The sequence below is a fragment of the Acinetobacter bereziniae genome (assembly GCF_016576965.1).
Taxonomy (GTDB): Bacteria; Pseudomonadota; Gammaproteobacteria; order Pseudomonadales; family Moraxellaceae; genus Acinetobacter; species Acinetobacter bereziniae.
Genome location: NZ_CP066119.1, coordinates 114,870 through 137,592 on the forward strand (window position 1 = coordinate 114,870; position 22,723 = coordinate 137,592).

The 22,723-nt window shown below is 39.3% G+C and carries 22 protein-coding genes and 3 tRNA genes; 13 read left to right on the forward strand and 12 right to left on the reverse strand.

Annotated features, from left to right (window positions below):
* The 8 genes from I9192_RS00505 to I9192_RS00540 all read right to left on the reverse strand — a co-directional run bounded on the left by I9192_RS00505 (position 1) and on the right by I9192_RS00540 (position 7,296).
* Positions 1 to 1,155, reverse strand: a complete 1,155-nt coding sequence (locus I9192_RS00505; protein ID WP_005034669.1) for an iron-containing alcohol dehydrogenase — start codon at positions 1,153 to 1,155, stop codon at positions 1 to 3.
* Positions 1,156 to 1,876: 721 nt separating this feature from the next.
* Entirely contained in the window at positions 1,877 to 2,839 is a 963-nt protein-coding gene (speB, locus tag I9192_RS00510) for an agmatinase (RefSeq protein ID WP_005034667.1), read from the reverse strand.
* Between the two features lie 40 nt (positions 2,840 to 2,879).
* Positions 2,880 to 4,391 (reverse strand): sodium:solute symporter, encoded by a 1,512-nt coding sequence (locus tag I9192_RS00515; protein WP_005034665.1) that lies wholly within the window; start codon positions 4,389 to 4,391, stop codon positions 2,880 to 2,882.
* A 23-nt stretch (positions 4,392 to 4,414) separates the two neighbouring features.
* Positions 4,415 to 5,326 carry a C-terminal binding protein gene (locus I9192_RS00520; RefSeq protein ID WP_005034662.1) on the reverse strand — a complete coding sequence of 304 codons (912 nt, stop codon included), beginning with the start codon at positions 5,324 to 5,326 and terminating at the stop codon, positions 4,415 to 4,417.
* A gap of 6 nt (positions 5,327 to 5,332) precedes the next feature.
* Positions 5,333 to 6,085 (reverse strand): class II aldolase/adducin family protein, encoded by a 753-nt coding sequence (locus I9192_RS00525; RefSeq protein ID WP_005034660.1) that lies wholly within the window; start codon positions 6,083 to 6,085, stop codon positions 5,333 to 5,335.
* Between the two features lie 892 nt (positions 6,086 to 6,977).
* Positions 6,978 to 7,053 (reverse strand) — tRNA-Gly (locus I9192_RS00530).
* 46 nt (positions 7,054 to 7,099) lie between these two features.
* A tRNA-Gly gene (locus I9192_RS00535) sits at positions 7,100 to 7,175 on the reverse strand.
* A 48-nt stretch (positions 7,176 to 7,223) separates the two neighbouring features.
* Positions 7,224 to 7,296, reverse strand: a tRNA-Gly gene (locus I9192_RS00540).
* Positions 7,297 to 7,513: 217 nt separating this feature from the next.
* On the opposite strand from I9192_RS00540, the gene I9192_RS00545 reads away from it, so the two are divergent.
* The 4 genes from I9192_RS00545 (at position 7,514) to I9192_RS00560 (ending at position 9,581) form a co-directional block, all read left to right on the forward strand.
* Complete coding sequence (locus tag I9192_RS00545; protein ID WP_005034659.1) at positions 7,514 to 7,822, forward strand: BolA family protein; 309 nt, start codon at positions 7,514 to 7,516, stop codon at positions 7,820 to 7,822.
* Between the two features lie 18 nt (positions 7,823 to 7,840).
* A complete protein-coding gene (locus tag I9192_RS00550) occupies positions 7,841 to 8,233 on the forward strand; it encodes a SirB2 family protein (RefSeq protein ID WP_005034657.1) in 393 nt (130 codons plus the stop codon).
* A gap of 84 nt (positions 8,234 to 8,317) precedes the next feature.
* Complete coding sequence (locus I9192_RS00555; RefSeq protein WP_005034655.1) at positions 8,318 to 9,154, forward strand: ParA family protein; 837 nt, start codon at positions 8,318 to 8,320, stop codon at positions 9,152 to 9,154.
* Between the two features lie 13 nt (positions 9,155 to 9,167).
* Positions 9,168 to 9,581 carry a hypothetical protein gene (locus I9192_RS00560; RefSeq protein ID WP_005034652.1) on the forward strand — a complete coding sequence of 138 codons (414 nt, stop codon included), beginning with the start codon at positions 9,168 to 9,170 and terminating at the stop codon, positions 9,579 to 9,581.
* A 72-nt stretch (positions 9,582 to 9,653) separates the two neighbouring features.
* On the opposite strand, the gene I9192_RS00565 is transcribed toward I9192_RS00560, so the two are convergent.
* Positions 9,654 to 10,304 carry a DedA family protein gene (locus I9192_RS00565; protein WP_004832063.1) on the reverse strand — a complete coding sequence of 217 codons (651 nt, stop codon included), beginning with the start codon at positions 10,302 to 10,304 and terminating at the stop codon, positions 9,654 to 9,656.
* 196 nt (positions 10,305 to 10,500) lie between these two features.
* On the opposite strand from I9192_RS00565, the gene I9192_RS00570 reads away from it, so the two are divergent.
* The 4 genes from I9192_RS00570 to I9192_RS00585 all read left to right on the forward strand — a co-directional run bounded on the left by I9192_RS00570 (position 10,501) and on the right by I9192_RS00585 (position 14,366).
* Complete coding sequence (locus tag I9192_RS00570; protein ID WP_004832061.1) at positions 10,501 to 10,917, forward strand: DoxX family protein; 417 nt, start codon at positions 10,501 to 10,503, stop codon at positions 10,915 to 10,917.
* Between the two features lie 116 nt (positions 10,918 to 11,033).
* Positions 11,034 to 11,660: a hypothetical protein gene (locus tag I9192_RS00575; RefSeq protein WP_200150046.1), complete on the forward strand. Its 627-nt coding sequence runs from the start codon at positions 11,034 to 11,036 to the stop codon at positions 11,658 to 11,660.
* A gap of 120 nt (positions 11,661 to 11,780) precedes the next feature.
* Positions 11,781 to 13,349, forward strand: a complete 1,569-nt coding sequence (guaA, locus tag I9192_RS00580) for a glutamine-hydrolyzing GMP synthase (RefSeq protein WP_004832057.1) — start codon at positions 11,781 to 11,783, stop codon at positions 13,347 to 13,349.
* A 342-nt stretch (positions 13,350 to 13,691) separates the two neighbouring features.
* The gene (locus I9192_RS00585; RefSeq protein ID WP_005034648.1) at positions 13,692 to 14,366 is read left to right on the forward strand and encodes an HNH endonuclease; all 675 of its coding nucleotides are present in this window, start codon (positions 13,692 to 13,694) and stop codon (positions 14,364 to 14,366) included.
* Between the two features lie 94 nt (positions 14,367 to 14,460).
* On the opposite strand, the gene I9192_RS00590 is transcribed toward I9192_RS00585, so the two are convergent.
* The gene (locus I9192_RS00590; RefSeq protein ID WP_004832053.1) at positions 14,461 to 15,228 is read right to left on the reverse strand and encodes a putative porin; all 768 of its coding nucleotides are present in this window, start codon (positions 15,226 to 15,228) and stop codon (positions 14,461 to 14,463) included.
* Positions 15,229 to 15,526: 298 nt separating this feature from the next.
* Entirely contained in the window at positions 15,527 to 16,399 is an 873-nt protein-coding gene (locus I9192_RS00595) for a hypothetical protein (protein WP_005034646.1), read from the reverse strand.
* A 175-nt stretch (positions 16,400 to 16,574) separates the two neighbouring features.
* Here I9192_RS00595 and prfB point away from each other — a divergent pair.
* The 5 genes from prfB (at position 16,575) to I9192_RS00620 (ending at position 21,619) form a co-directional block, all read left to right on the forward strand.
* Positions 16,575 to 17,670 (forward strand): peptide chain release factor 2 gene (gene prfB, locus I9192_RS00600; RefSeq protein ID WP_100250478.1). Its coding sequence is split into 2 segments (ribosomal slippage): positions 16,575 to 16,646 and positions 16,648 to 17,670, totalling 1,095 coding nucleotides; the frame shifts between segments, so codons are not numbered across the junction.
* 140 nt (positions 17,671 to 17,810) lie between these two features.
* Positions 17,811 to 18,110 carry an ArsR/SmtB family transcription factor gene (locus I9192_RS00605; protein WP_009585144.1) on the forward strand — a complete coding sequence of 100 codons (300 nt, stop codon included), beginning with the start codon at positions 17,811 to 17,813 and terminating at the stop codon, positions 18,108 to 18,110.
* Positions 18,111 to 18,146: 36 nt separating this feature from the next.
* Complete coding sequence (locus I9192_RS00610; protein ID WP_005034642.1) at positions 18,147 to 19,205, forward strand: alkene reductase; 1,059 nt, start codon at positions 18,147 to 18,149, stop codon at positions 19,203 to 19,205.
* A 349-nt stretch (positions 19,206 to 19,554) separates the two neighbouring features.
* The gene (locus I9192_RS00615; protein WP_010590811.1) at positions 19,555 to 20,835 is read left to right on the forward strand and encodes a 3-deoxy-D-manno-octulosonic acid transferase; all 1,281 of its coding nucleotides are present in this window, start codon (positions 19,555 to 19,557) and stop codon (positions 20,833 to 20,835) included.
* A gap of 70 nt (positions 20,836 to 20,905) precedes the next feature.
* Positions 20,906 to 21,619, forward strand: coding sequence for a 16S rRNA (uracil(1498)-N(3))-methyltransferase (locus tag I9192_RS00620; protein WP_005034639.1), 714 nt, complete (start codon positions 20,906 to 20,908; stop codon positions 21,617 to 21,619).
* Here the strand turns inward: I9192_RS00620 and I9192_RS00625 are convergent.
* Complete coding sequence (locus tag I9192_RS00625) at positions 21,602 to 22,606, reverse strand: mechanosensitive ion channel family protein (RefSeq protein WP_005034636.1); 1,005 nt, start codon at positions 22,604 to 22,606, stop codon at positions 21,602 to 21,604. The genes I9192_RS00620 and I9192_RS00625 overlap by 18 nt on opposite strands.
* Positions 22,607 to 22,723: the final 117 nt, after the last annotated feature.

Sequence of the window (22,723 nt, forward strand, 5' to 3'; positions counted from 1 at the left end):
TTAATAAGCTTCATAATAAATGTTTTCGATTTCTTGCTGTGTTAAACGTCGAGGATTATTGCGGAGTAATCTTTCGACTTTAATCGCTTCCGCAGCCAGTTCTGGAATCACTGACTCAGGAATATTGAAATTTCGAAGACCTTTTGGAATATTGACCATCTCACAAATATTATGTAAACGGCTAATCACACGATCGGCAATTTGAAGATCATTCAGCCCTGTTGTCGGTTCATTAAAGCATTCAGCAATCACTTTAAATTTGTCCAAACAGGCGATGCGGTTGTATTCCATGACGAAAGGCAACAATAAGGCATTACTGACACCATGTGCCATATGGAAACGCCCACCTAAAGGATATGCGAGTGCATGCACTGCACCAACGCCAGCATTACCAAAGGACAAACCTGCCATTAAGCTGGCATTTGCCATATCTTCATGGGCTTGTAAGTCATCTGGATTGGCATAGGCTTTGGGTAAGGCATTGATAATTAATTTCATTGACTGAATCGCTAAAGCATCTGTTAAGGGTGAAGCATTGACAGAAATAAATGATTCAATTGCATGAACCAAAGCATCCACACCACTGGCAGCCGTAATATGTGCTGGACAGCTTAACGTCATTTCAGGTGCGACAATTGCAACATCTGGGAGTAAAAAGTCACTCACGATGCCTTTTTTAATTTGGTTTTTAGAGTCAGAAAGAATGGCAATATTCGTGACTTCTGAACCTGTCCCTGCGGTAGTCGGCAATACAATCAGAGGAAGACCTTTTTGACTGACTTTGTTTTCGCCAAAAAAGCTTTCCAAAGGCTCATGATTGTTGCCATAAATTGCAATACATTTTGCGGTATCAATAACACTTCCACCGCCAATTGCGATCACGCCATTATATTGATCTTGCTCAAAGAATTTTTTGGATTGCAAAACCACTTCAATTTCAGGCTCAGGCGTAATGTCCGCATAAATCGAAAATTCAATATGCTGTTGTTGTAAAAGATTGGTAATGGGTGTTAATGAACCTGAATTTAAGATGCCATGATCAGTCAATATTAAAACTTTAGACATATTTAAATCATGGCAGTATTTGGCTAACTGTTTGGATGCATTAAAGCCAGTCACTAATTTATGCGCAGACTTGAATGTATGAATCGGCATCTTTATTCCATTAAGAAGTACAATTTTTGTGTTTTAAGCAATTGCTGTGCCAATTATTTTTAATTATATAAATCAATGACTTGAATTTTTTATAAAAGATTTTATATGATATTTTTCATTATTTATGAAAAATATCATAAATTGATGATCGATTTTTCTGTCATCGCATTTGTTGGGTAATTGCATCGCCAGATGTAGACCAGGGTCTCCATCGAATTCAGAAGAAAAAAATTTACTCAAATAACGCTGAATTAGTTTGACTAAATAAGTCGACGCTTGTCATACAGTTGCTGTAATGCGCCCCTTGTTTCTTGCTGTAACTCTAACAATACATGCTCTCCGAGCAAACTGCGCAATTGGCTCTCGCCTTTGAGCTAAAAGTAATTCTAGGTCTTTTGTATAAAAGAAAGGACATCGTTGACTGAGTGAACTATTGTCAAGTATTTGGTGTGACCAAAATTAGGTCGGTAAAATTGACGGCGAGATTAAGATTATTTGAGTTCATCTAAAACAGAAGTCTTGGCAGCAAGAGGTCTAAAACTATTAACTATCGCAGGGAGAAATATAAAAAAGATTCCAACTCACATAGAACAAAAAACAATTGCTGAGTAAAAGAGACCTGATTGAAACAGTGAATGATCAGTTAAAAACTCGCATCAGATTGAACATTCACAGTACAACTTTATTGTAAATATGCCGAACTCAAGTTAATCGGCTTAGCCTACAATCCATCATATTTGACACCAGGAAATACACAGAGCATCTCAAATGCCAAATTAGCTGCCAATACTGCCGTTGAACCAAATGGATCATAGGGAGGAGAGACTTCCACTAAATCAGCTCCAACCAGCTGGCAACCTTTCAAACCACGAATAATTTCCAATGATTGTGGAACGGTTAGTCCTGCAATTTCAACAGTTCCTGTACCTGGGGCATATGCAGGATCAATACCATCTATATCGAAGCTTAAATACAATGGACTATCACCAATTTTGGCACGAATCTTTTCCATTACTGGTGCTAATGATTTATACCAGCATTGATCAGCTGGAATAACGGTAAAGCCTTGATCAATAGACCACTTGAATTCATCAGCGCTATAGCCAGTGCCACGTAATCCAATCTGAAATACTTTGTCGTTGATTAACAAGCCTTCTTCCACGGCGCGCCTAAATGGTGTGCCATGTGCAATTTTTTCACCAAACATTTCGTCATTCACATCAGCATGCGCATCGATATGTACGACTGCCACAGGTCCATACTTTTTGCTAATAGCACGCAAGATAGGCAATACAATGGTATGATCACCACCCAAAGTAATTGGCTTACAGTCGTATTTTAAAATGTTTTCTTGATAAAATGACTCAATGATATCTATGCTTTTCAGCAAGTTAAACGTATTGATTGGCACATCACCAATATCTGCTACTTGTAAACTTTCAAAAGGTGCAGCAAAGGTATTAACGTTATAAGGACGCAACATTCGTGACTCATCACGAATTTGTCGTGGTCCCAGACGGGAGCCAGGACGATTAGAAGTGCCTATATCAAACGGAATACCTACGAAAGCCACATCTAGCCCTTCACCATTCACTTGCATAGGCAAACGCATCATTGTGGCTATCCCGCCACAACGCGGCATTTCATTGCCACTTAAAGGCTGGTTAAATGGTTTATTGCTCATTTTTATACTCCAATGATGATTTTTAATATGGTGGCAATGCTCAATGCTTTTGTTCTACTTTTATTGATTCTGTTGCATTCATTAGATCATCTGAAATAGCAATCTCTCGACCTGATAATCGGTCTTGCCATGTATTCAGCACCTCAGCAGGCGTAGGCTTGCTCATCAGGCTCACTACAACATAGGTCACCAAACTCGACAGCAGACCAAAATAAATTGGTTCATTGGCCAATATATTGGTAAAGATCATTGTCGCAAGTGTCACTACCGTACCTACAGCCATAGAAGCCAAGGCGCCAATCCCAGTCGCTCTTTGCCATATAAACCCACCAAGAATTGCAACGAGCAAACCACCCACAAGAATATCATAGGCAATGGTCAATGCAGTCACCACATCACTTACCATCATCGAAATAATAGTCGCAATCATGCCCAGTCCAATGATATATAACCGATTGGCGCGTATATCATGTTCAGGATTAACCCCGCTAGAATCACTTTTGCGACCCATCAAATGACCAAAAAATGGCATCACATCGGCTCTGGATACTGTGGCACAGGCAATTAAGGCGCCAGAAGCTGTAGACATCATCGCAGCGAGAGCTGCAGCAAGTACAATTCCCGATAACCCTACAGGCAATACCTTCTCAGCAACAGCTGCAAATACATCGCTCTTCGCAGAAATATCTGGCAACAAAACAGAAGCTGCAACCCCGATCAAAGCCCCAGCAACCCCATACAACAAGCAATAAATCCCCGCTATAGTACCACCCCAACGAGCGACTTTAGGTGACTGGGCTGTGAACACACGTTGCCAAATATCCTGACCAATTAACATACCAAACGAATAAATCACAAAATAAGTGATGATTGTGTCGATACCTATGGTACCCATATCAAAATGTGCCGCACCAGCTGTTGGACCTAGCTTTGCCATAATACCATCGTAACCCCCAGCCTGAGTCCAAGCAAATGGTAGCAATAAAACAAATATGCCAATCGTCTTAAGCACGAACTGCACCATGTCAGTTAATGTGATTGACCACATCCCGCCAATCGAAGAGTAAAGCATGACAATGACAGCACCGATCATCACAGAAATCCACTGTGGTGTACCGAATAACACATTAAAGATGGTTGCATATGCAATTGTTGAGGTGACTGTCAGCATTAGTGTGTATAACACCATCACAATACCAGATGCTGCAGTCCCATTAATGCCATAACGTAATTGTAGCATCTGGGCAACCGTAAACACGCGCAATCGTTGGATTGGGCTGGCAAAAAACAGGCTGAGCAAAATTATGCCAATAGCAATGGCGACCACGAGCCACATACCAGAAATACCAAACTTGTAACCAAGACCAACTCCACCAACGGTGGATGCACCGCCAAGTACGACCGCTGCCATAGTACCTGTATATAGCCCAAAACCAAGACGACGACCTGCGACCAAAAAATCACTACTGTTCTTGGTCCTTGCTTTTCCTAAAAAGCCAAATATCAGCATTACAACTAGATAAAAAACAACAATCGCAATATCAATACCCATAGAAATTTTCCTTTTCCTTTTTTTTATTCAAATATTTGCTGTAGATTTTCAACAGCAAGCATGACATAAGCCAGTTCAGTTTCTTTACTAAAAAAAGCTGAATGGGGTGTTACCACAATCCTTGGTTCATGCAGTACAGGGGCATCTGCTTCAGGAGGCTCTGGATCAACAACATCCAGAAATGCGCCACGCAGTCTTCCAGACTGAACAGCTGCAATGAGTGCTTGTGTATCCACCAATTCACCACGTGCAACATTGATGATCGACGCACCTTGAGGCATTAACTCAATCGTGCGCGTATTCACAAGATGATGATTCTCCAATGTAGCTGGCGCATGTAAGGTCAGCACATCTGCAATCTGAAAAAGATCATTGAGTGAATCAACACGTCCAACCGTTTTAGGCCATGCCTCAGTGGATATATATGGATCATAGGCAACAACACGTCCAAATAATGGCAGGGCAAGTGTGACCAATGCTCTAGCAATACGCCCCATACCGTAAACAGCAAGTGTGAGTTCACTGATTCGTGTAGGTGCTGGAATTTTTTTAAAATCCCAACACTTTGATGCCTCACGTGCAGCAGGAATTTCTCTCAACAACGTCAGTATGCCTGCCAATGCATGTGTTGCGACCTCCTCAGTGGCTGGACTAGGCAGTGAAAAAACAGCAATGCCCGCTGCTTTTGCAGCATGCATGTCAATTTGGTCTAGCCCTGTTGTGGTGGTCACAATTACTTTCAACAATGGGGCTGCTGCAATTACACTTGCATCAATACGGCAAAAACTGACAATCAGCCCTTCCAAATCAGCCAAGTGTGTAAGCAAACCTTCTCCTTCATGAAGCAAAATCGTGTCATGTCCAGCCGCATCCAACACAGCAATACCTGGGGTAAAGTCAAGTCCCCCTGTATCGGTAATAGCAATTCTTGCCATGTTCGATTAATCCTTATATGACGGATCTATACGATCTAGTTTACGTAACCACGCCTGCCAAACAATTTGACGCTCATGTTCTACACCTTGAAATTGCTGACTCACATGTTGACATAAAGCAGGTTCGACCTGTCGCACCTGCCCAAGTATTGCCAATTGACTTGCGGCCAATTGTATTTCACAAGCACGGTTCAGGTAGTACATGATCTGAAAAGCATCAGCAACGGTTGCTCCAACTGATAACAAACCGTGACTACGTAGAATTAATGCACTATTATTGCCTAGTGATGTCTGGAGGCGACTACGCTCATCTAGATTAAAAGCGACGCCTTCATAATCGTGATAACCAACCCGATTGTAATATTCAAGACTGATCTGATTGAGTGGCAACAACCCCTGTTCACTGGCAGCTACCGCCATACCTGCTAATGTATGCGTATGGATAACACAATGTGCATCTTCTCTTGCCATGTGTACGGCACTATGAATAGTAAATCCTGCTGGATTATATGGAGAGTGTCCTGATATGACTTTACCTTGTAAATCAACCACAATCAGATCACTGGCACACACCTCATCAAACATTAGACCAAATGGATTAATCAGAAAGCGTGGTTCCCCTTCACCAGGGAGGCGGGCTGAAAAATGAGTATATAAAGTGTCCTCCCAACCAAACATGGCAGCCAAACGATAGGCAGCAGCCAAATCACGCCGTAACGTGCTTTCATCATCAATGATTTTAGCTGGGTCACTGATCATTTTTATTCCTTCAATTTGTCTTTATTTTTCGAACACTAGAGCGCTTTTAAAAGTAGTTTTGTGGTCATTCAGGCTTTATGCAATACCTTATAAATCCAAGCTTATCCGTGCTCAAATTTTAACCAATGCAAGAGGTCTAATATAAATATCACCTCTAATGTAATAACTACTGTGCCGGTTATATTAAATCCAGCTCGCGCTCTACACGAATTTCCTGTTTCTACTATGTCGCGTAGATGAATGACAAACGAGAGCCAATTTGATAAAACTCAAAGGAGCCAATCAAATCACTTGCTGAAAAATAATTATTGGCTTGCTTAGTCTGCATATGACAGTATTTAAAGAAAAAAATAGAGCTTGAAAAATAAGACTAACATTGTTGATGCAGGTGACTGCAAAGATGTCATCTCAACATCTATCTGGTTGATTGAGACTTGGAAACCAATCAACTTTGACAATGAAATGTAGTCAAACAGATAAAATCTAAGACCTTAGATTTTATAGGTTATTCAGAACATTTTAGATGGACAGTTTTAGCCAAGTGTGATGGACGTTTTTCTATTCGAGTCGTTGTTGCTTAATTTGAAATTCATAAAAAATACTATTTTAAGCTGGAGAAAACGTATTGGAATTAAAAACGTACATGTCCTCGTAGACCCCCAAAAATTCATGATCGAGCTTTAATTGAGATAGTCTTGATTTAATCCAATAGAGAATCGTAGATAAGGGTTAAACGTAAGCGTTGGGAATATTAGTAGATTCTATGGTTTGCTTATTTCAAATATTCTTTCATCGCTTTATGAGAAATTAAACGTTTTGACGATATAACTTTATAAACCTTGAATAGAATCAATAAAAAAGCCCCAATCTTTCGATTAGAGCTTTTTGAATTTGGAGCGGGAAAGGAGACTCGAACTCCCGACCCCAACCTTGGCAAGGTTATGCTCTACCAACTGAGCTATTCCCGCGGAGTCTGTCCAATTTTTTAAATAAAAAAACTGAATAAAAAAATTTTGGAGCGGGAAAGGAGACTCGAACTCCCGACCCCAACCTTGGCAAGGTTATGCTCTACCAACTGAGCTATTCCCGCGGAGTCTGTCCAATTTTTTAAATAAAAAAACTGAATAAAAAAATTTTGAGCGGGAAAGGAGACTCGAACTCCCGACCCCAACCTTGGCAAGGTTATGCTCTACCAACTGAGCTATTCCCGCATGCGGTGTATAATACATCAACAAATGATAGGGTCAAGATTTTTCTGCAAGGTTCACGGTTAATTGCATAAAATAAAGACATTTTTATGAAAAAAATTCAAAATTCAATTTAAAACATTCTAATCTGGTTGTAAAAGTCTAGCTTTAGTCACGGAGAAGTATCAAGAATCCGTTATACTATGGAATCTACCCGTTGGCATCTCTAAAAGGAAAGCGCATGAGTTTAGAACAGCAATTGATTGAACAGTTAAATCAACTTGAGCCATCTCATTTAGAAGTGATCAATGAGTCTTCAGGTCATGGTGGATATTTTCCGGGTAAAGAATCACATTTTAAAGTGGTGATCGTCAGTGAGCAATTTGCTGGGTTACGTTTGGTACAGCGTCATCAAAAGGTCTATGCAGTTGCTCAAGAACTCCTTAGCCCTGGAAAAATTCATGCTTTGGCGATTCATGCCTACATGCCAAGTGAATGGCAAGGTCAAGCACCTGCAAGCCCTGAATGTGCACATGCACCTAAGTCATAACACTTAGGACGATTTAAGATGGATATACATCTATTAGTTAAAATTATTCACATGAGCAGTGTGGTCTTACTCATACTGGTTTTTGTGTTACATGCAGTGACTTTATTTGTGGGTACGCAAGATCAACAGCCAAGTTCACAAGGGCGTGTTGTTTTGGTTGCCTTACAGCATCTTGCTTTGACGGTCATTGTGCTCACGGGTATCACTTTATTAATCATCAATGATTTCAAAGTACAGCCGTGGTTCTATGCCAAAGTCATGCTGTTTATTGTCTTTCTTTCCTCACAAATTAAAGCCTATAAAAAAGATGATTCGGTGCTTTTGGTTCAACGCCGTGCAGGTATGGTGATTGGAGCAGTAGCGTTGATTGCAACCTTAAGCTTGGTGATGATTAAACCAGTTTTTAGTTGATTGTTAGACATGAATTTCACACTTGGATAAGGTCTAGGTTAAACTGTATACACGTTTAAAAATAATGAGATATTGGGGATTGATATGTTGACTCGTGTGGTGTTTAACCAAAAGGGCGGTGTAGGGAAATCAAGTATTACCGTAAATCTCGCAGCCATTAGTGCCTATCAGGGTTTTAAAACACTGGTGATCGACTTAGATCCTCAAGCGAACTCAAGCCAATATTTGTTAGGCGACGATGCAACCTATTCTGCGGAAAAGACAGCTTTAGAACCCAATATTGAAAACTTCTTTAATGATGTGCTGGGGAATAATCAGCAAAAAGGTCTGATTGGTAATGCACTGGGCACACTTCTCAAAACAAAGAATAAGGGCTTTGAACAATACATTCATCGCTCACCCTTTAAAGATTTAGATGTATTGCCAGCGAGTCCGAGTTTGGGTGAATTAGAGCATGCTTTAGAATCAAAGCATAAGATTTATAAACTGCGTGATGCTATTCAAACTTTGTCTGATCAATATGAGCGTATTTATATTGATACACCTCCGGCATTTAACTTCTTTACCTTGTCTGCGTTGATTTCGGCAGATCGCGTATTGATTCCATTTGATTGTGATGTATTCTCAAAACGAGCATTACAAACTTTGATTGAAAATGTTATTGAAACACAAGATGACCATAATGATCGCCTTGAAATTGAAGGTATTGTGGTGAATCAATATCAGGCACAAGCCAAATTACCGCGTGAAGTGGTCCAGCAACTCAAAGATGAAGGCTTGCCTGTTTTAGAAAATATGTTGCCACCATCCGTGTTAATGAAAGAGTCACATCATAAAAATCTACCATTAATTCATTTGGCTACAGATCATAAATTGACTCAAGCCTATCAATCATTGTTCAATGAGATTGATAAAAAATAATTTCGAGATTGTAATGAAATCATTGAAAATGACTTCTGCTAAATTAGCTGTTGTTGCCTTAACGACGGTACTTGTATCTGCATGTGCGACGACGGTGAAGCCGACCTATGTGTCACCAACGCAGTATCAATCCATGAACTGTATGCAACTGGCAACAGAATTTAACCGCATTCAACAATATATCAATAATGGCGTTCAACCAGCAAAACGCACAGGTGTTGGAGTTGGTTTAGGTGTTGGTGGTGGTTGGGGCAGCGGTGGCTGGGGTTGGGGAATTGGTCCAAGTATCTCGGTGAATTTAGGACAATCTTCAAACACTAAGAACACTGAACTATCTCGCCTCTATGGTGAGCAAGATGCGCTTTCACAAGCAGCTCAATTTAAAAACTGTCCTTATGTGCCTAAACGTCAGCAAGTAAAAAAATAAACACTTTAAACAGAAGCAACACAGCCGATTTTAAAATCGGCTGTGTTGTTATATGAATCTTTTGCGAGTCATTTATTCATTGTCTGGCAGTTTATGTTTGTTAAAAAACTTATGACGGATATAGCCAATGATGCCAGGGAGTACGCTTAAAATAATAATACCAAATACTAAATGGGTAAAATTATCTTTCACGATTGGCATATTACCAAATAAATAACCTAAAATAATAAAAGAACCCACCCAGCAAATTCCACCTACCGCATTATAAGTGAGAAAGTATTTATAATTCATACTTCCTGCACCTGCCACAAAGGGCGCAAATGTACGGGCAAAAGGAATAAAACGAGCAAAAATAATCGTTTTTCCACCATGCTTTTCGAAAAACTGTGAGGTTTTAAGCAAATGTTCTTTATTGATAAATTTTGAATCAATTTCGAAAACACGTGGACCAATATACTTGCCAATATGGTAATTTAAAGTATCACCAAGAACGGCGGCAATAAATAACAGTACAATTAAAACGGTTGGATCCATTGCACCTGTAGATGCAGCTAAAGCACCCGCTGCAAAGAGTAAGCTGTCCCCAGGTAAAAAGGGCATGACCACTAGACCTGTTTCAACGAAAATAATCAGGAATAAGATTCCATATACCCAAACACCGTAATTTTTAATAAATTCAAAAAGGTGCTCATCTATATGCAAAATAAAATCAATCAGATCCATAAGGCAAAAACTATGCGAATTGGTGCACAAATCCTAGCAGTGTGAGTTATGAAAGTCAGTATTAAAAAGTAAATATTTAAATTTATCATTGTTCTTAATTTGCAACGATAAGTTTAAAATTTAGGTATCGATCTGAAAATTTTTACTGACTAATATATATCCATCTTCAAAACGAAATACAAATTTAGGTGTTCTCATGTTTAATCCAAATGTTGTAGTTAAAAATATTGTAAATCAGCCAAGTACGAATGCATTCATTGCATTGGTTGCTCGAATCTTAATGGCTTATATTTTCCTTGTGGCAGGCTGGGGAAAAATCACAGCATATAGTGCAACAGTCGGTTATATGGAATCTATGGGTGTACCGGGTGCAATGTTGCCTTTAACAATTTTGGTTGAGTTTGGTGGTGGTTTAGCATTGTTATTTGGTTTCCAAGCACGATTTGCTGCATTTGGTTTAGGTTTTTTTAGTTTGATTACGGCTTTCTTGTTCCACGGTGGTGAAACAGATGCAATTAACTTTATGAAAAACTTTGCAATGGCGGGTGGTCTATTTTTCTTAATGCTTCATGGAGCAGGACGCTTCAGTATTGATCATGCCATTGAAAAATAAAACTGAACATACAAACAAGTCAGATCAATCTCTGGCTTTTTTGTGTTTTGATTTTGGTTTATTCAAACAGATGAATCGGTTTATGCTATGTCAAAGACCTTATTTAAGCTTGCACAATGAAAAAAGAAATCTTAGAAAGAATACAAGCACTTGGTGGTAATATTGATCAGATCAAAGGTGTATCGTGGATAGATGATTTATGCGCTATTCGTTTCAATAGCGTTTTATATGAACGACCTCAAGATACGCCTTGGGCAACAGCGGATGATCAAGAACCTATTTATGGTCTAGGTGAATATATAGATCAACATCAAGCCGAACTCGATAAAAATCCTGATGCGTTTTTCACTCAACTTATTCAAGAATATTATCAACTGACTGAAGAAGGACGAGGGCAAAGCTTTTGGCAACCCATACTCTTTACTCCTTATAAAGAAGGCACGGCTGATTTTAAAGAATGGAATGATGACTTTTTAGACGATGATGTTGATCTCAACGCAATCATCCAACTGACTCAAAATCCAAAACCTGAGCTTTTACAACTCTTTTACCGCTATGGTTTTCCTGATCATTTATATATTTGTGCCTCAGATCCCTGTCCTGAAAATCCGACCCTATTCGGCACAGATCATGAGGTTTTTTTTAGAGAAGTGACGAATGAAGGTTGTTTAGAAAGTTTTTTAAATCGATGTGTGACACCAACCGAATTGATCGAAATCATTAAACGGAAAATGAATCTATAAGTTGATTATTTAAAATGATTTTTTAGAAAGATTGCGAACTTGCTTGAATGGAGTGCGTACAGCTTATAAAAATGATAGAATACGGCGCTTATATTCGTTTGCCTGCATAGTTGTTGACTCATGACTACCAATACTCAAATTACTGAAGATCGTATCCTTATCTTGGATTTCGGTTCTCAATATAGCCAGCTTATTGCACGCCGTGTACGTGAAGCTGGTGTATATTCTGAAATGTATGCTTTTGATATGTCTGAAGAAGACATTCGTGCCTTTAATCCAAATGGTATCATCTTGTCGGGTGGTCCAGAGAGTGTGCATGAGGAAGGTAGTCCACGTGCGCCAAAATGTGTATTCGAATTAGGCGTACCAGTATTGGGTATTTGCTATGGTTTACAAACCATGTCTGAACAGCTTGGCGGTAAAGTAGAACCAGGTACAGTACATGAGTTTGGTTATGCTGCCGTTGATGTCTTGGTTCGTGACCAACTGCTTGGCGATTTAAACGATGGCGAAGACAAACTCAATGTTTGGATGAGCCATGGCGATAAAGTTTCAGCAATCCCTGAAGGCTTTAAAGTGACTGCAAGTACACCAAGTTGCCCGTTTGCAGCAGTGAGTGATGAAACTCGTCGTTTTTATGGTGTGCAATTCCACCCAGAAGTTACTCATACAGCTAAAGGTGCAGAGTTATTGTCTAACTTCGTACATGGAATCTGTGGTTGCCGTAATCTTTGGAACTCTGAAAATATCATCGACTTACGTGTTGAACAATTACGTGAGCAAATTGGTGATCAAAAAGTTCTTTTAGGTCTTTCTGGTGGTGTGGATTCTTCAGTTGTTGCTGCATTGCTTCATAAAGCAATTGGTGATCAATTGACATGTGTATTTGTTGACAACGGTTTACTTCGTTTAAACGAAGGTCAGCAAGTGATGGATATGTTCGCGAAAAACATGGGTATTCGTGTGATTCGTGCGGATGCTGAAAATCGCTTCTTATCTGCACTTGCAGGTGAAGTTGATCCAGAGAAAAAACGTAAAATTATTGGTCGTGAATTCATTGAAGTATTTGCAGAAGAAGCACGTAAACTTGATGGTGTAAACTTCCTTGCGCAAGGTACGATTTACCCTGACGTGATTGAGTCTGCGGCAACTAAAAATGGTAAGGCGCATGTGATTAAATCACACCATAATGTGGGTGGTTTACCTGAAGATTTGGCATTCGAGTTGGTTGAGCCAATTCGTGATTTGTTTAAAGATGAAGTGCGTCGTTTAGGGACAACTTTAGGCTTACCACATGAAATGCTGTATCGTCACCCATTCCCAGGTCCAGGTTTAGGTGTTCGTATTTTGGGTGAAGTGAAGAAAGAATATGCTGATATTCTTCGCCTTGCAGATGACATCTTTATGCAAGAGCTTCGTGCAAGTGGTTGGTATGATAAAACTGCGCAAGCTTTCGCTGTATTCCAACCTGTCAAATCAGTGGGTGTGGTGGGTGACGGTCGTCGTTATGCTTGGGTCATTGCGCTGCGTGCGGTTGAAACTGTTGACTTTATGACTGCTCGTTTTGCTCACTTGCCGTATGAGTTGGTGGATAAAATCTCGACACGTATCATGAATGAAATTAAAGATGTTTCTCGTGTGGTATATGACGTATCTTCTAAGCCACCAGCAACAATTGAATGGGAGTAATTCAGGGGTTTCAAGAAGCAACGCTTCTTGCCTGAATTACGCCAAGGGCTGTGCCCGCGGCAGCAGGAGCTTTCTAAAAGCAACGCTTCTTGCCTGAATTACGCCAAGGGCTGTGCCCGCGGCAGCAGGAGCTTTCTAAAAGCAACGCTTCTTGCTGATTTTACGCCAAGAGCTGTGCCCGCGGCAGTAGGGGCTTTCTAAAAGCAACGCTTCTTGCTGATTTTACGCCAAGAGCTATGCTCACGGCAGCAGTAGTTTAGAAAAAATTAATGACTAAATTAAAGGACGCATAAGCGTCCTTTTTTAATGTATAGTTGAAAAATAGAATAATTAGAGATGCTTATGGATTTTTATCATTGGTTGATAGAAGAAAGAAGATTATCAACCGCAACTGCGTCCAAATATGTTTTGGTGATTCAAAATAGAATCGGTGAATGGCTTCCAAGTTATCAGTTGCCAAAAAATAGTATTGAGTTTGACGCTCTAAAAAAGATGATCTTCACACTAGATATTTATAAAGAGCGCAATCATGTTGGGAATAATATGTACTCTTCTGCGCTCAACCATTATGGAAATTATTTAAAAGAATTTGATATTCGAGATCGAAATATATTCACGGAAAATCAAAACTTTACCTCAGAAGCTGAAAGATTGGTGATGATACGTCTCACGCAATACAAGTTTCGAAAAAAATTATTTGATTTGCATCCCTACTGTGCTGTAACTGGCTACAAAAATCCGCAGTTATTGACAGCATCTCATATAAAACCCTGGGCAAAATCTGAGAATGAGGAAAGAAGTGATGAATATAATGGATTATTGCTCATCCCAAATTTTGACAGATTATTTGATCAAGGTTTAATTTCTTTTGATCAGAGCGGAAATACTTTATTGAGTTCTCAATTAACTGATGTCGATAAAGAATTTTTTAAAATACCATCAAAAGCATATTTTGAATTTCATTCGAATCATCAATATTATTTAGAATTTCATCGAGATACAATTTTTGGTAAATAATTTATGCTGCAAAATTAGCGACATTATAAATTGTTATAAAAAACAAAAAAAGCCAGTCAAGTGACTGGCTTTTAATGTCGTCTTAGATTTTAACTTAGAAACGGTATCCAGCACGAACGCCATAAGTGTTGTAGTCATCACCGAAACCAACACGACCTTCTAAGCTTACGTTTTGATTGAAGAATTTCTTCGCAGAAATACCCCATTCATCACGTTTCGTAAGATCATTGTTATAGTAATCAGCACCAACACTTAAAGTTTTATCTAAATATAAGTCACCACGTACTTTGTATTCGTCTAAATCACCGAATGCGCCATATGCTTCAAAGTTAGCATCATATTGACCCACTTTAGTTACATATTTAGCACGTACAGTTGGGTCTGCGCCGTCATCACCGTTTTTAACGTCGTAACCCGTTACACCCAACGCAAGTAATAAACCTGGTGCAGGTAAATAACCCACTTCAGCACCATAAGTTGTTACTTTATTGTCAATGTCTGTACGATCAACTTCATGCTCATCACGAGCGAGACGACCACTTACATAGAAATCAGAGTTTGGTACGAAGTATTCGATGCCAGCGCCATATTGACTGTCTTTAACACCACTATTTTTTGCATAATCAACATTGGCTTTTACATTGCTTGCACGATCTAAGAATGCAGCTTCATTCAACGGTGAGTTACGTGTTTGTACTGGTTTAAAGTAATAAGTACCATCTACACCGAAGTTATGAGTAGCATCAGAGTTGTCCCAATCATTATAAGTATAAGAACCACCTACTTCTGCTTGGTAAGCATGTGCAGTGCCAGTTAAAGCGGCTACGGAAAAGATTGCAGATGCAATTGCTAATTTTTTCATGGAATTTGCCCCCTATGAAGAAGAATTGATTTATACATGTTTAGTTACAATTTCGAGTCTAGGTGAAATTCAAAAATCGTCAACCATGCTATAGTAACGAGACTGTAACAATAGTGAGTATATGTAAATAATTAATATTAAATATATGATAAATATAATTTAAATATTGTGTTTTGTTTTATTAAAACTGTGTAGATAATGTGGATATTAGTAGGCTTTGGGTAAGTGATGGACATACTTTGTAATAAAAAAGGTATTTCATAAATGAAATACCTAGATTCTTTGTAACCCTTTGCCTTTAAAAACGGAAAGTTCCATTTAAGCTAAAAAGGTCCATTCCGCTACTCAAACCAACTTCTGCACCCACAGCAAAATTTGGATTAACAAAATATTTGCTTCGGAACCAAAGAAAATTATTATTGCTTTCGTCGTCGTCTTTTAAGCTATACCCACTACCAATACTGAAAGCATGTGTTAAATAATAATCTGCAGCAAAGATCACATTATTTTCATCACCAAATGTGCCATTTGCCTCAAGGTTTAGGTAGTTTCCATTCTGACCAATAGGTGTTACATATTTGATTCTCGCTGCAAAATCAGTTTGATCATCAGCATACTTATCTCCACGATAACCATCCACGCCTACAGCAACGAGCAAATTATTGATCGGCATATAACCTACCAATGCGCGATACATGGTCACGTTATAATCGTTTTTATAGTTTATAGAACCATAATTTGAATCTAGATCACTTTTTATTTTGACTGCTGCTAAACCCATTTCGCCATTTAAATAAAATTGCTCGTGGAAAAACTCTAGACCACCTGTGAAATAGTGAACATCTTGTTTGTCTTTTGCTCGTGCAAGTTGATAAAAATTATCTGTTGCTAAAGGATCATAGGTCAAATAGTCCTGACTTTTGATGCTGTGATAGTTATAAGTCGCATAAGCATTACTATTGTGGTTCAAAAAAGCAGCTTCATTATATGGGTTGTTTTTGATTTGCACAGTATCAAATAAATATTTTCCTTTAATATCAATTTGATAATCTTTATCTATGTAGTTGTTATCATGATCAAGAGAGGTGACGGCTGCGTCCAATTGCACAATATAAGCGAAGCTAGAGCAAGCGACAGAGCTCATAGCGAAAAACATGAGTGATCGTTTCATAAATTTCCTAAGATATTTTTGTTGTGAAGTGTATTGATTACATAATAATAACATTGTTCACAAAAACTATACCTTGGTCAATTATTTAAGTTAAAAAAAAGCCATATCTCAACTTTTTGTACTCTGTGGTAGAATGCCTGCGAATTAAAAGACGTCAAATGTGAGATTAAAACTCGTGGAAATTAATCCTTATCTAGTTCAGCTAAAAGACTTAAATGACCGTGGTCTAACACTACGGGGGTATCTTTGACTACGATCTAAAGAAAGAGCGTTTAGAAGAGGTTCTCCGCGAGTTAGAAGATCCTGCGATCTGGAATGATCAAAGCCGTGCACAAGCTATGGCGAAAGAAAAAGGTGAGCTTGAAAACGTCATCAATGTGTTAGAAGGTTTGGCAACGCAGTTAGATGATGCCCAAGCTATGCTTGATCTAGCAGTTGAAGCAGATGATGAAAGCTTATTGGCTGATGTACAAGCTGAATTGAGCTCGGCTGAAGAAGAGTTGGCAAAACTTGAATTCCGTCGTATGTTTAGTAATCCAATGGATCCGAATCCTTGCTATGTAGAAATCCAAGCAGGTTCTGGTGGTACCGAAGCGCAAGATTGGGCTTCTATGCTGTTACGTATGTATATGCGTTGGATTGAACGTCATGGCTTTAAAGCAGAGTTGATGGAAGAATCTGATGGTGATGTTGCGGGTATCAAATCAGCAACAATCCGTGTAGAAGGTGAGTATGCATATGGTTGGTTACGTACCGAATCAGGTGTGCACCGTTTAGTCCGTAAGTCACCATTTGACTCTGGTAACCGCCGTCACACCTCATTCTCAGCGGTATTTGTTTCACCTGAAGTTGACGATAATATTGAAATTGATATTAATCCTGCTGACGTGCGTACAGATACCTACCGTGCATCAGGTGCGGGTGGTCAGCACATTAACAAAACAGACTCAGCCGTCCGTTTAACTCATGCACCAACAGGAATTGTGGTGGCTTGTCAGAACCAACGTTCACAACATGCCAACCGTGACCATGCTTGGAAACAATTACGTGCCAAATTATACGAATTGGAAATGAGTAAACGTAATGAGGCAGCTCAAGCGCTTGAAGATTCCAAATCGGATATCGGTTGGGGAAGTCAGATTCGTTCATATGTATTGGATGATTCTCGTATTAAAGACTTACGTACAGGCGTAGAAAACTCAAATACCGGTGCAGTATTGGATGGTGATCTGGATAAATTTATTGAAGCCAGTTTAAAACAAGGTCTTTAATTTAAAATTTTAACAAAAGCAAAGCTTTATCTGTGTTTTTGCAATATATCCAAAAAAATCGATATTAAAATCGAAAAAATGCGATATATTAAATGCAAAGATGCTGAATGGAGCTTTGCTCTGAATTGAATGTGTCTAAGATGGATATTGATTTAATTTCTAAAGCATTGGCGAATCCGACTCGACGTCAGATTTTGGAGTGGCTTAAAAACCCACAACAATATTTGTCTGAAGAGCAGTGCGGTGGCTTTGGGCGTGGTGTGTGTGCAGGGAATATCGAAAGACTCGGTAATGTCTCTCAATCTACCATGTCAAATCATTTGTCTGTTTTACAACAGTCAGGATTAATTCAGGCAGAAAAATATGGTCAGTGGTCATACTTTTCACGCAATGAAGCGCTCATTCAGCAATATATTGATTATCTACAAAACTCGCTTTAAGGTCTCAAATTCGGGACAGCGAGTGATGAGGCAAATATGGCTGAACTCAATTCTCCCCTTGTACTTGGCGATTTACATCTCAAAAATCGTGTGGTGATGGCTCCATTAACGCGTAGCCGTGCCACCGCTGATCGTGTACCTACAGCAATGATGGTTGAATACTATGCACAACGTGCTAGTGCAGGTTTAATCATTTCTGAAGCTACTGTCATTTCAGAAGAAGCCAATGGCTATCTCAATACCCCTGGATTATTTACTGAAGCACAGGTAGCAGGATGGAAACCTGTGACTCAAGCAGTGCATGATCGAGGTGGGTTAATTGTGGCGCAGTTATGGCATGTTGGTCGTGTTTCACATCCAGATTTACTCAATGGTGAAACCCCTGTATCTGCGAGTTCGATTCAGCAAGCAGGTCAGGTCAGTCTACTACGTCCTAAACGTGACTATGTGATTCCACGTACTTTAGAAATTTCTGAAATTCACAGCATTACGGAACAATATAAACAAGCTGCAATCAAAGCCAAACAAGCAGGTTTTGATGGTGTGGAATTACATGCAGCCAATGGTTATTTGATCGATCAATTCTTACAAAGTTCAACCAATCACCGAGAGGATGAATATGGTGGTTCGGTAGAAAATCGCGCCCGCTTTTTACTCGAAGTAGTAGACGCTTTAATCGAAGTATGGGGCGCAGGTCGTGTTGGTGTGCATCTCGCACCGCGTGGCGATGAACATGATATGGGTGATGCTGATCCACGTGAAACTTTTGGTTATGCACTTGAGCAACTTGGTCAGCGTAAAATTGCATTTTTCTTTACCCGTGAGTATTTGGCTGAAGACAGTATCAGTCAATATATGAAGCAGCGTTCAGGTGGCGTACCGTATATTGCCAATATGCGTTTAAGTCGTGAAGATGCGATTCAATTACTAGCATCTGGTCAGGCAGATGCTGTGTCATTTGGTAAGGCGTATATTGCCAACCCTGATTTGTTTGAGCGCCTGGTTCAGGATGCACCTTTGAATGAATTGGTGTTTGAAAATATGATTGGTTCGCAAACAGCAGAAGGCTATATTGATTATCCAGCTTTAGCTTAATCACATTGTTGTTTTATAAGCTAAAACGATTTTTTACTAGAGCGTATGTAGCTGGCTTCATGTAGCTAAAATATGCAAAGCTTTGTATCATAGGATCTCGTTCATATCGCAATCGCAAAAGATCAGATTGGGTTGTAGTATAAATATCTATGCTTCAACCCATAAAATTTCGATCAGATTTCATTTCTGATTAGCTAAACAAAGCATGCTTTTGTACTAATGGATTAGATGTCTTGGCTTTAGCAAAAAGTTTTTCAGTGCCGTGACAACAAATCATTCAATATTATTCATTAACAACTGAATAATGCTCTGTTATATTTGCCCATTGATTTGTATAGAGGCATTCTGTTTGGCTACTCCTTTCTGGTATAACGCAGCACTTGCAATCGTCAAACCTTTGTATCGTTGGCGAATTAAAAAACGTGCACAAAATATGGCGGAATACCAACAAGAATGTCTCGAACGTTTTGGTCCATTTGAAGTAGTCAAGAATCAACATACGATTTGGTTTCACTGTGTCTCTGTAGGTGAAACCAATGCAGCACAACCGTTAATTGAGCATTATCTAAAGGCAGGTCATGCTGTTTTAGTGACCAATACAACAAAAACAGGACAAGCGCGCTCAAAATCATTATTTTTAAAAGCACCGTATCAGTCGCTTTTTCAAGCGGTATATTTACCTGCGGATCAGAAGCATCTGATTACTGATTTTTATCAAAAATACCAGCCAAAACTGCTGATTTTAGTTGAAACAGAACTTTGGCCTAATCTGATTGATCAAAGCCAACAATTTAAAGTACCGTGCATTTTGGTCAATGCCAGACTTTCAGAAAAGTCAGCCAAAGGTTATGCCAAAGCACCCAGTCTGACTTTACCGATGCTACAAAAACTGGATTATTTATTGGCACAGGATCGGGCAACTCAACAGCGTTTTGTTGATTTAGGTATTCAGCAAGTTAAAACAGAAGTGGTTGGAAGCATTAAATTCGATATTTCTGCACCAGTGCAATTTTTACAGCAGGCTGAGCAGCTTCAACATGATTGGCATTTGAGTAATAGAAAAATTATAACTATTGCCAGTACGCATGCGCCTGAAGAAGAAAAACTACTGATGGCATTTAAGCCATACTTAGAACGTTATCCAGACTGGGTATTGATCGTTGTACCCCGTCATCCCGAACGCTTTGATGATGTTTTTTCGACAGCGCAAAACTTAGATTTAATCACTCACCGTCGTAGTTTAGAACAGACAATCCAAACGGATACGCAAGTTTATTTAGCCGATAGCATGGGCGAAATGTGGTTGTGGTATGCCTTGAGCCAAGCGTGTTTTGTTGGTGGCTCATTAAATGAACCGGGGGGTGGTCATAATATTTTGGAACCAATGGTTTTAGATGTTCCTACTGTGATTGGACCACGTTATTTTAATTTTCAGGCGATCGTAGATGAGTTTTTACAAGCGAATGCTGTAAAGGTTGGACAAACAGTCGATGAGGTTGTTGCGCTATTGGTTCGCTGCTTGGAAGATCAGGATTTTGCCCAACTGTTGAGTCAGCATGCGGTTGAAGTATTGAACCGTAATAAAGGTTCTTTACAGAAACATATTGCCGTGATTGATCGCTATCTATAATTCGATATTGTTGTGAAATCCGCTGTTGTAAAAGCTGCAATGCATCAAGCCAAATGAACCAGACTTTATTATGAACATTGTTCTTCTCGACCCTCGTCAAACGCAGTCCGATATTTGGAAAATTAGTTCCAATCGACAACTTGAACATTTACATCGCCATCTCGCAGTCAAGGTTGGTGATACATTGAAAGTAGGTGTTCGAGATGGAGATCGCTATTTAACGGAAATCATTGCTGTTTCTGAACAAGAGATTTTAATTAGACCGATTCAAAAAGAAGTCATTCCTGCAAAATTACCCATGACTTTGATTGTCGCTCTACCACGTCCGAAAGTATTGCGGCGTTTGATCATGGATGCAGTCACAATGGGCGTGCAGCAAATGATACTTATACATAGTTATCGCGTCGATAAAAGCTATTGGCAAACGCCTTTTTTACAACAACTTGAACACTACATAACGTTGGGGTTGGAGCAAGCTGGGGATACCATTGCCCCAAAAATAGAATTATATAAACGCTTTAAGCCCTTTGTGGAAGATGTTTTACCACAGTTGATTCACGCACACAGCCCAGCTTATGTGGCACATCCTTATATCGAACAGCAGATGCCTTTTGCGATTGAACATGCATGTACTGTAATTATTGGTCCAGAGGGCGGTTTTATTCCCTATGAAATTGATTTACTCATTAAAAACGGCTGCCAAGCTGTCAGCTTAGGCAACCGTATTCTACGTACTGAAACTGCGATTCCTTATGTCATTGGACGCTTATTTAGCACGAGCTGATTCAAGATCGTCGCTAGATGGATCACCACGATATACTTTGACTTCCTGAACTGGGTAAGGGATGGAAATATTATTTTCTGCAAAGGCTTCAAGTACATTTTCTTGAATTTGACTGATCGATGCAGCAGTGACAACTTGAGTGGTATCTACCCACCAACGAACGGTTAAATTGACTGAGAAATCAGCTAAAGCAGATACATTAACTGTAAAGCCCGGTTGGCTCAGGATACGCTGATCTTTATCCAGTAATTTAAGGATAATATCCTTCGCCTTTTGTACATCATCTTCATAGCCAATACCGACTACAAATTCACAGCGACGACGCTGATAAGCCGTATTGACCGTGACTGCGCTGGTATAAACCGTTGCGTTTGGAATCACAATACGGCGACCGTCTGGTGAACGTAAAAAGGTCGCACGGATTTGAATATCTTCAACCGTACCCTCCATGTTATTCACGATGATGTCATCGCCAATTTTGAACGGTTCACCTAAAAGAATTAAAATACCTGAAAGTAGATTTTGGAAAATATCTTTAAAGGCAAAACCAATCGCAACCGAACCAATCCCCAAGGCACTCATCAATTGACCGGGCGTAAAACCTGGAATTGCGATGACCATGGCAATTAAAAAACCAAAAAATATAATCGCTGTACTGCCTACACGGTTCAATACTAAAACTAAATTTTGGCGTGTATAGGTACGATTTTCGAGTGTTCGACGAACAAAGAATTTAAACAGCTTAGACAATAACCAAAAAATGGTGATGACAATCAACGCAATACATAAATAAGGCATACGCTCCCAAAAACCATCTACAAATTTATCAATGGTTGTGTATGCATCTTTATATTTTTCGGTATGTTGAATTACCGTTTGCGCAGTTTTTTCACCTGCAGAACTAATCAATTGAGTCGTGTCTTGCGCAACGGTACTCAATGCATTTGCATCTTCAGCCACAATGATGTCCAATAAAATAATTGGCATATTTTGCCTGAAATTTTAAAGAAGTTAAGCCTTGATTACAGTTTTTCGTATAACCGAAAAATAAAATAATATTGATGAGAATTTTACCAGCATTGATAAAGTTGATTGCAAAGTCAA

What these genes read in the sequence shown, in the direction of transcription:
- I9192_RS00505 (WP_005034669.1), bottom strand. Translation starts at nt 1,155, where the DNA reads ATGCCGATTCATACATTCAAGTCTGCGCATAAATTAGTGACTGGCTTT.
- speB (WP_005034667.1), bottom strand. Translation starts at nt 2,839, where the DNA reads ATGAGCAATAAACCATTTAACCAGCCTTTAAGTGGCAATGAAATGCCG.
- I9192_RS00515 (WP_005034665.1), bottom strand. Translation starts at nt 4,391, where the DNA reads ATGGGTATTGATATTGCGATTGTTGTTTTTTATCTAGTTGTAATGCTG.
- I9192_RS00520 (WP_005034662.1), bottom strand. Translation starts at nt 5,326, where the DNA reads ATGGCAAGAATTGCTATTACCGATACAGGGGGACTTGACTTTACCCCA.
- I9192_RS00525 (WP_005034660.1), bottom strand. Translation starts at nt 6,085, where the DNA reads ATGATCAGTGACCCAGCTAAAATCATTGATGATGAAAGCACGTTACGG.
- I9192_RS00545 (WP_005034659.1), top strand. Translation starts at nt 7,514, where the DNA reads ATGAGTTTAGAACAGCAATTGATTGAACAGTTAAATCAACTTGAGCCA.
- I9192_RS00550 (WP_005034657.1), top strand. Translation starts at nt 7,841, where the DNA reads ATGGATATACATCTATTAGTTAAAATTATTCACATGAGCAGTGTGGTC.
- I9192_RS00555 (WP_005034655.1), top strand. Translation starts at nt 8,318, where the DNA reads ATGTTGACTCGTGTGGTGTTTAACCAAAAGGGCGGTGTAGGGAAATCA.
- I9192_RS00560 (WP_005034652.1), top strand. Translation starts at nt 9,168, where the DNA reads ATGAAATCATTGAAAATGACTTCTGCTAAATTAGCTGTTGTTGCCTTA.
- I9192_RS00565 (WP_004832063.1), bottom strand. Translation starts at nt 10,304, where the DNA reads ATGGATCTGATTGATTTTATTTTGCATATAGATGAGCACCTTTTTGAA.
- I9192_RS00570 (WP_004832061.1), top strand. Translation starts at nt 10,501, where the DNA reads ATGTTTAATCCAAATGTTGTAGTTAAAAATATTGTAAATCAGCCAAGT.
- I9192_RS00575 (WP_200150046.1), top strand. Translation starts at nt 11,034, where the DNA reads ATGAAAAAAGAAATCTTAGAAAGAATACAAGCACTTGGTGGTAATATT.
- guaA (WP_004832057.1), top strand. Translation starts at nt 11,781, where the DNA reads ATGACTACCAATACTCAAATTACTGAAGATCGTATCCTTATCTTGGAT.
- I9192_RS00585 (WP_005034648.1), top strand. Translation starts at nt 13,692, where the DNA reads ATGGATTTTTATCATTGGTTGATAGAAGAAAGAAGATTATCAACCGCA.
- I9192_RS00590 (WP_004832053.1), bottom strand. Translation starts at nt 15,228, where the DNA reads ATGAAAAAATTAGCAATTGCATCTGCAATCTTTTCCGTAGCCGCTTTA.
- I9192_RS00595 (WP_005034646.1), bottom strand. Translation starts at nt 16,399, where the DNA reads ATGAAACGATCACTCATGTTTTTCGCTATGAGCTCTGTCGCTTGCTCT.
- I9192_RS00605 (WP_009585144.1), top strand. Translation starts at nt 17,811, where the DNA reads ATGGATATTGATTTAATTTCTAAAGCATTGGCGAATCCGACTCGACGT.
- I9192_RS00610 (WP_005034642.1), top strand. Translation starts at nt 18,147, where the DNA reads ATGGCTGAACTCAATTCTCCCCTTGTACTTGGCGATTTACATCTCAAA.
- I9192_RS00620 (WP_005034639.1), top strand. Translation starts at nt 20,906, where the DNA reads ATGAACATTGTTCTTCTCGACCCTCGTCAAACGCAGTCCGATATTTGG.
- I9192_RS00625 (WP_005034636.1), bottom strand. Translation starts at nt 22,606, where the DNA reads ATGCCAATTATTTTATTGGACATCATTGTGGCTGAAGATGCAAATGCA.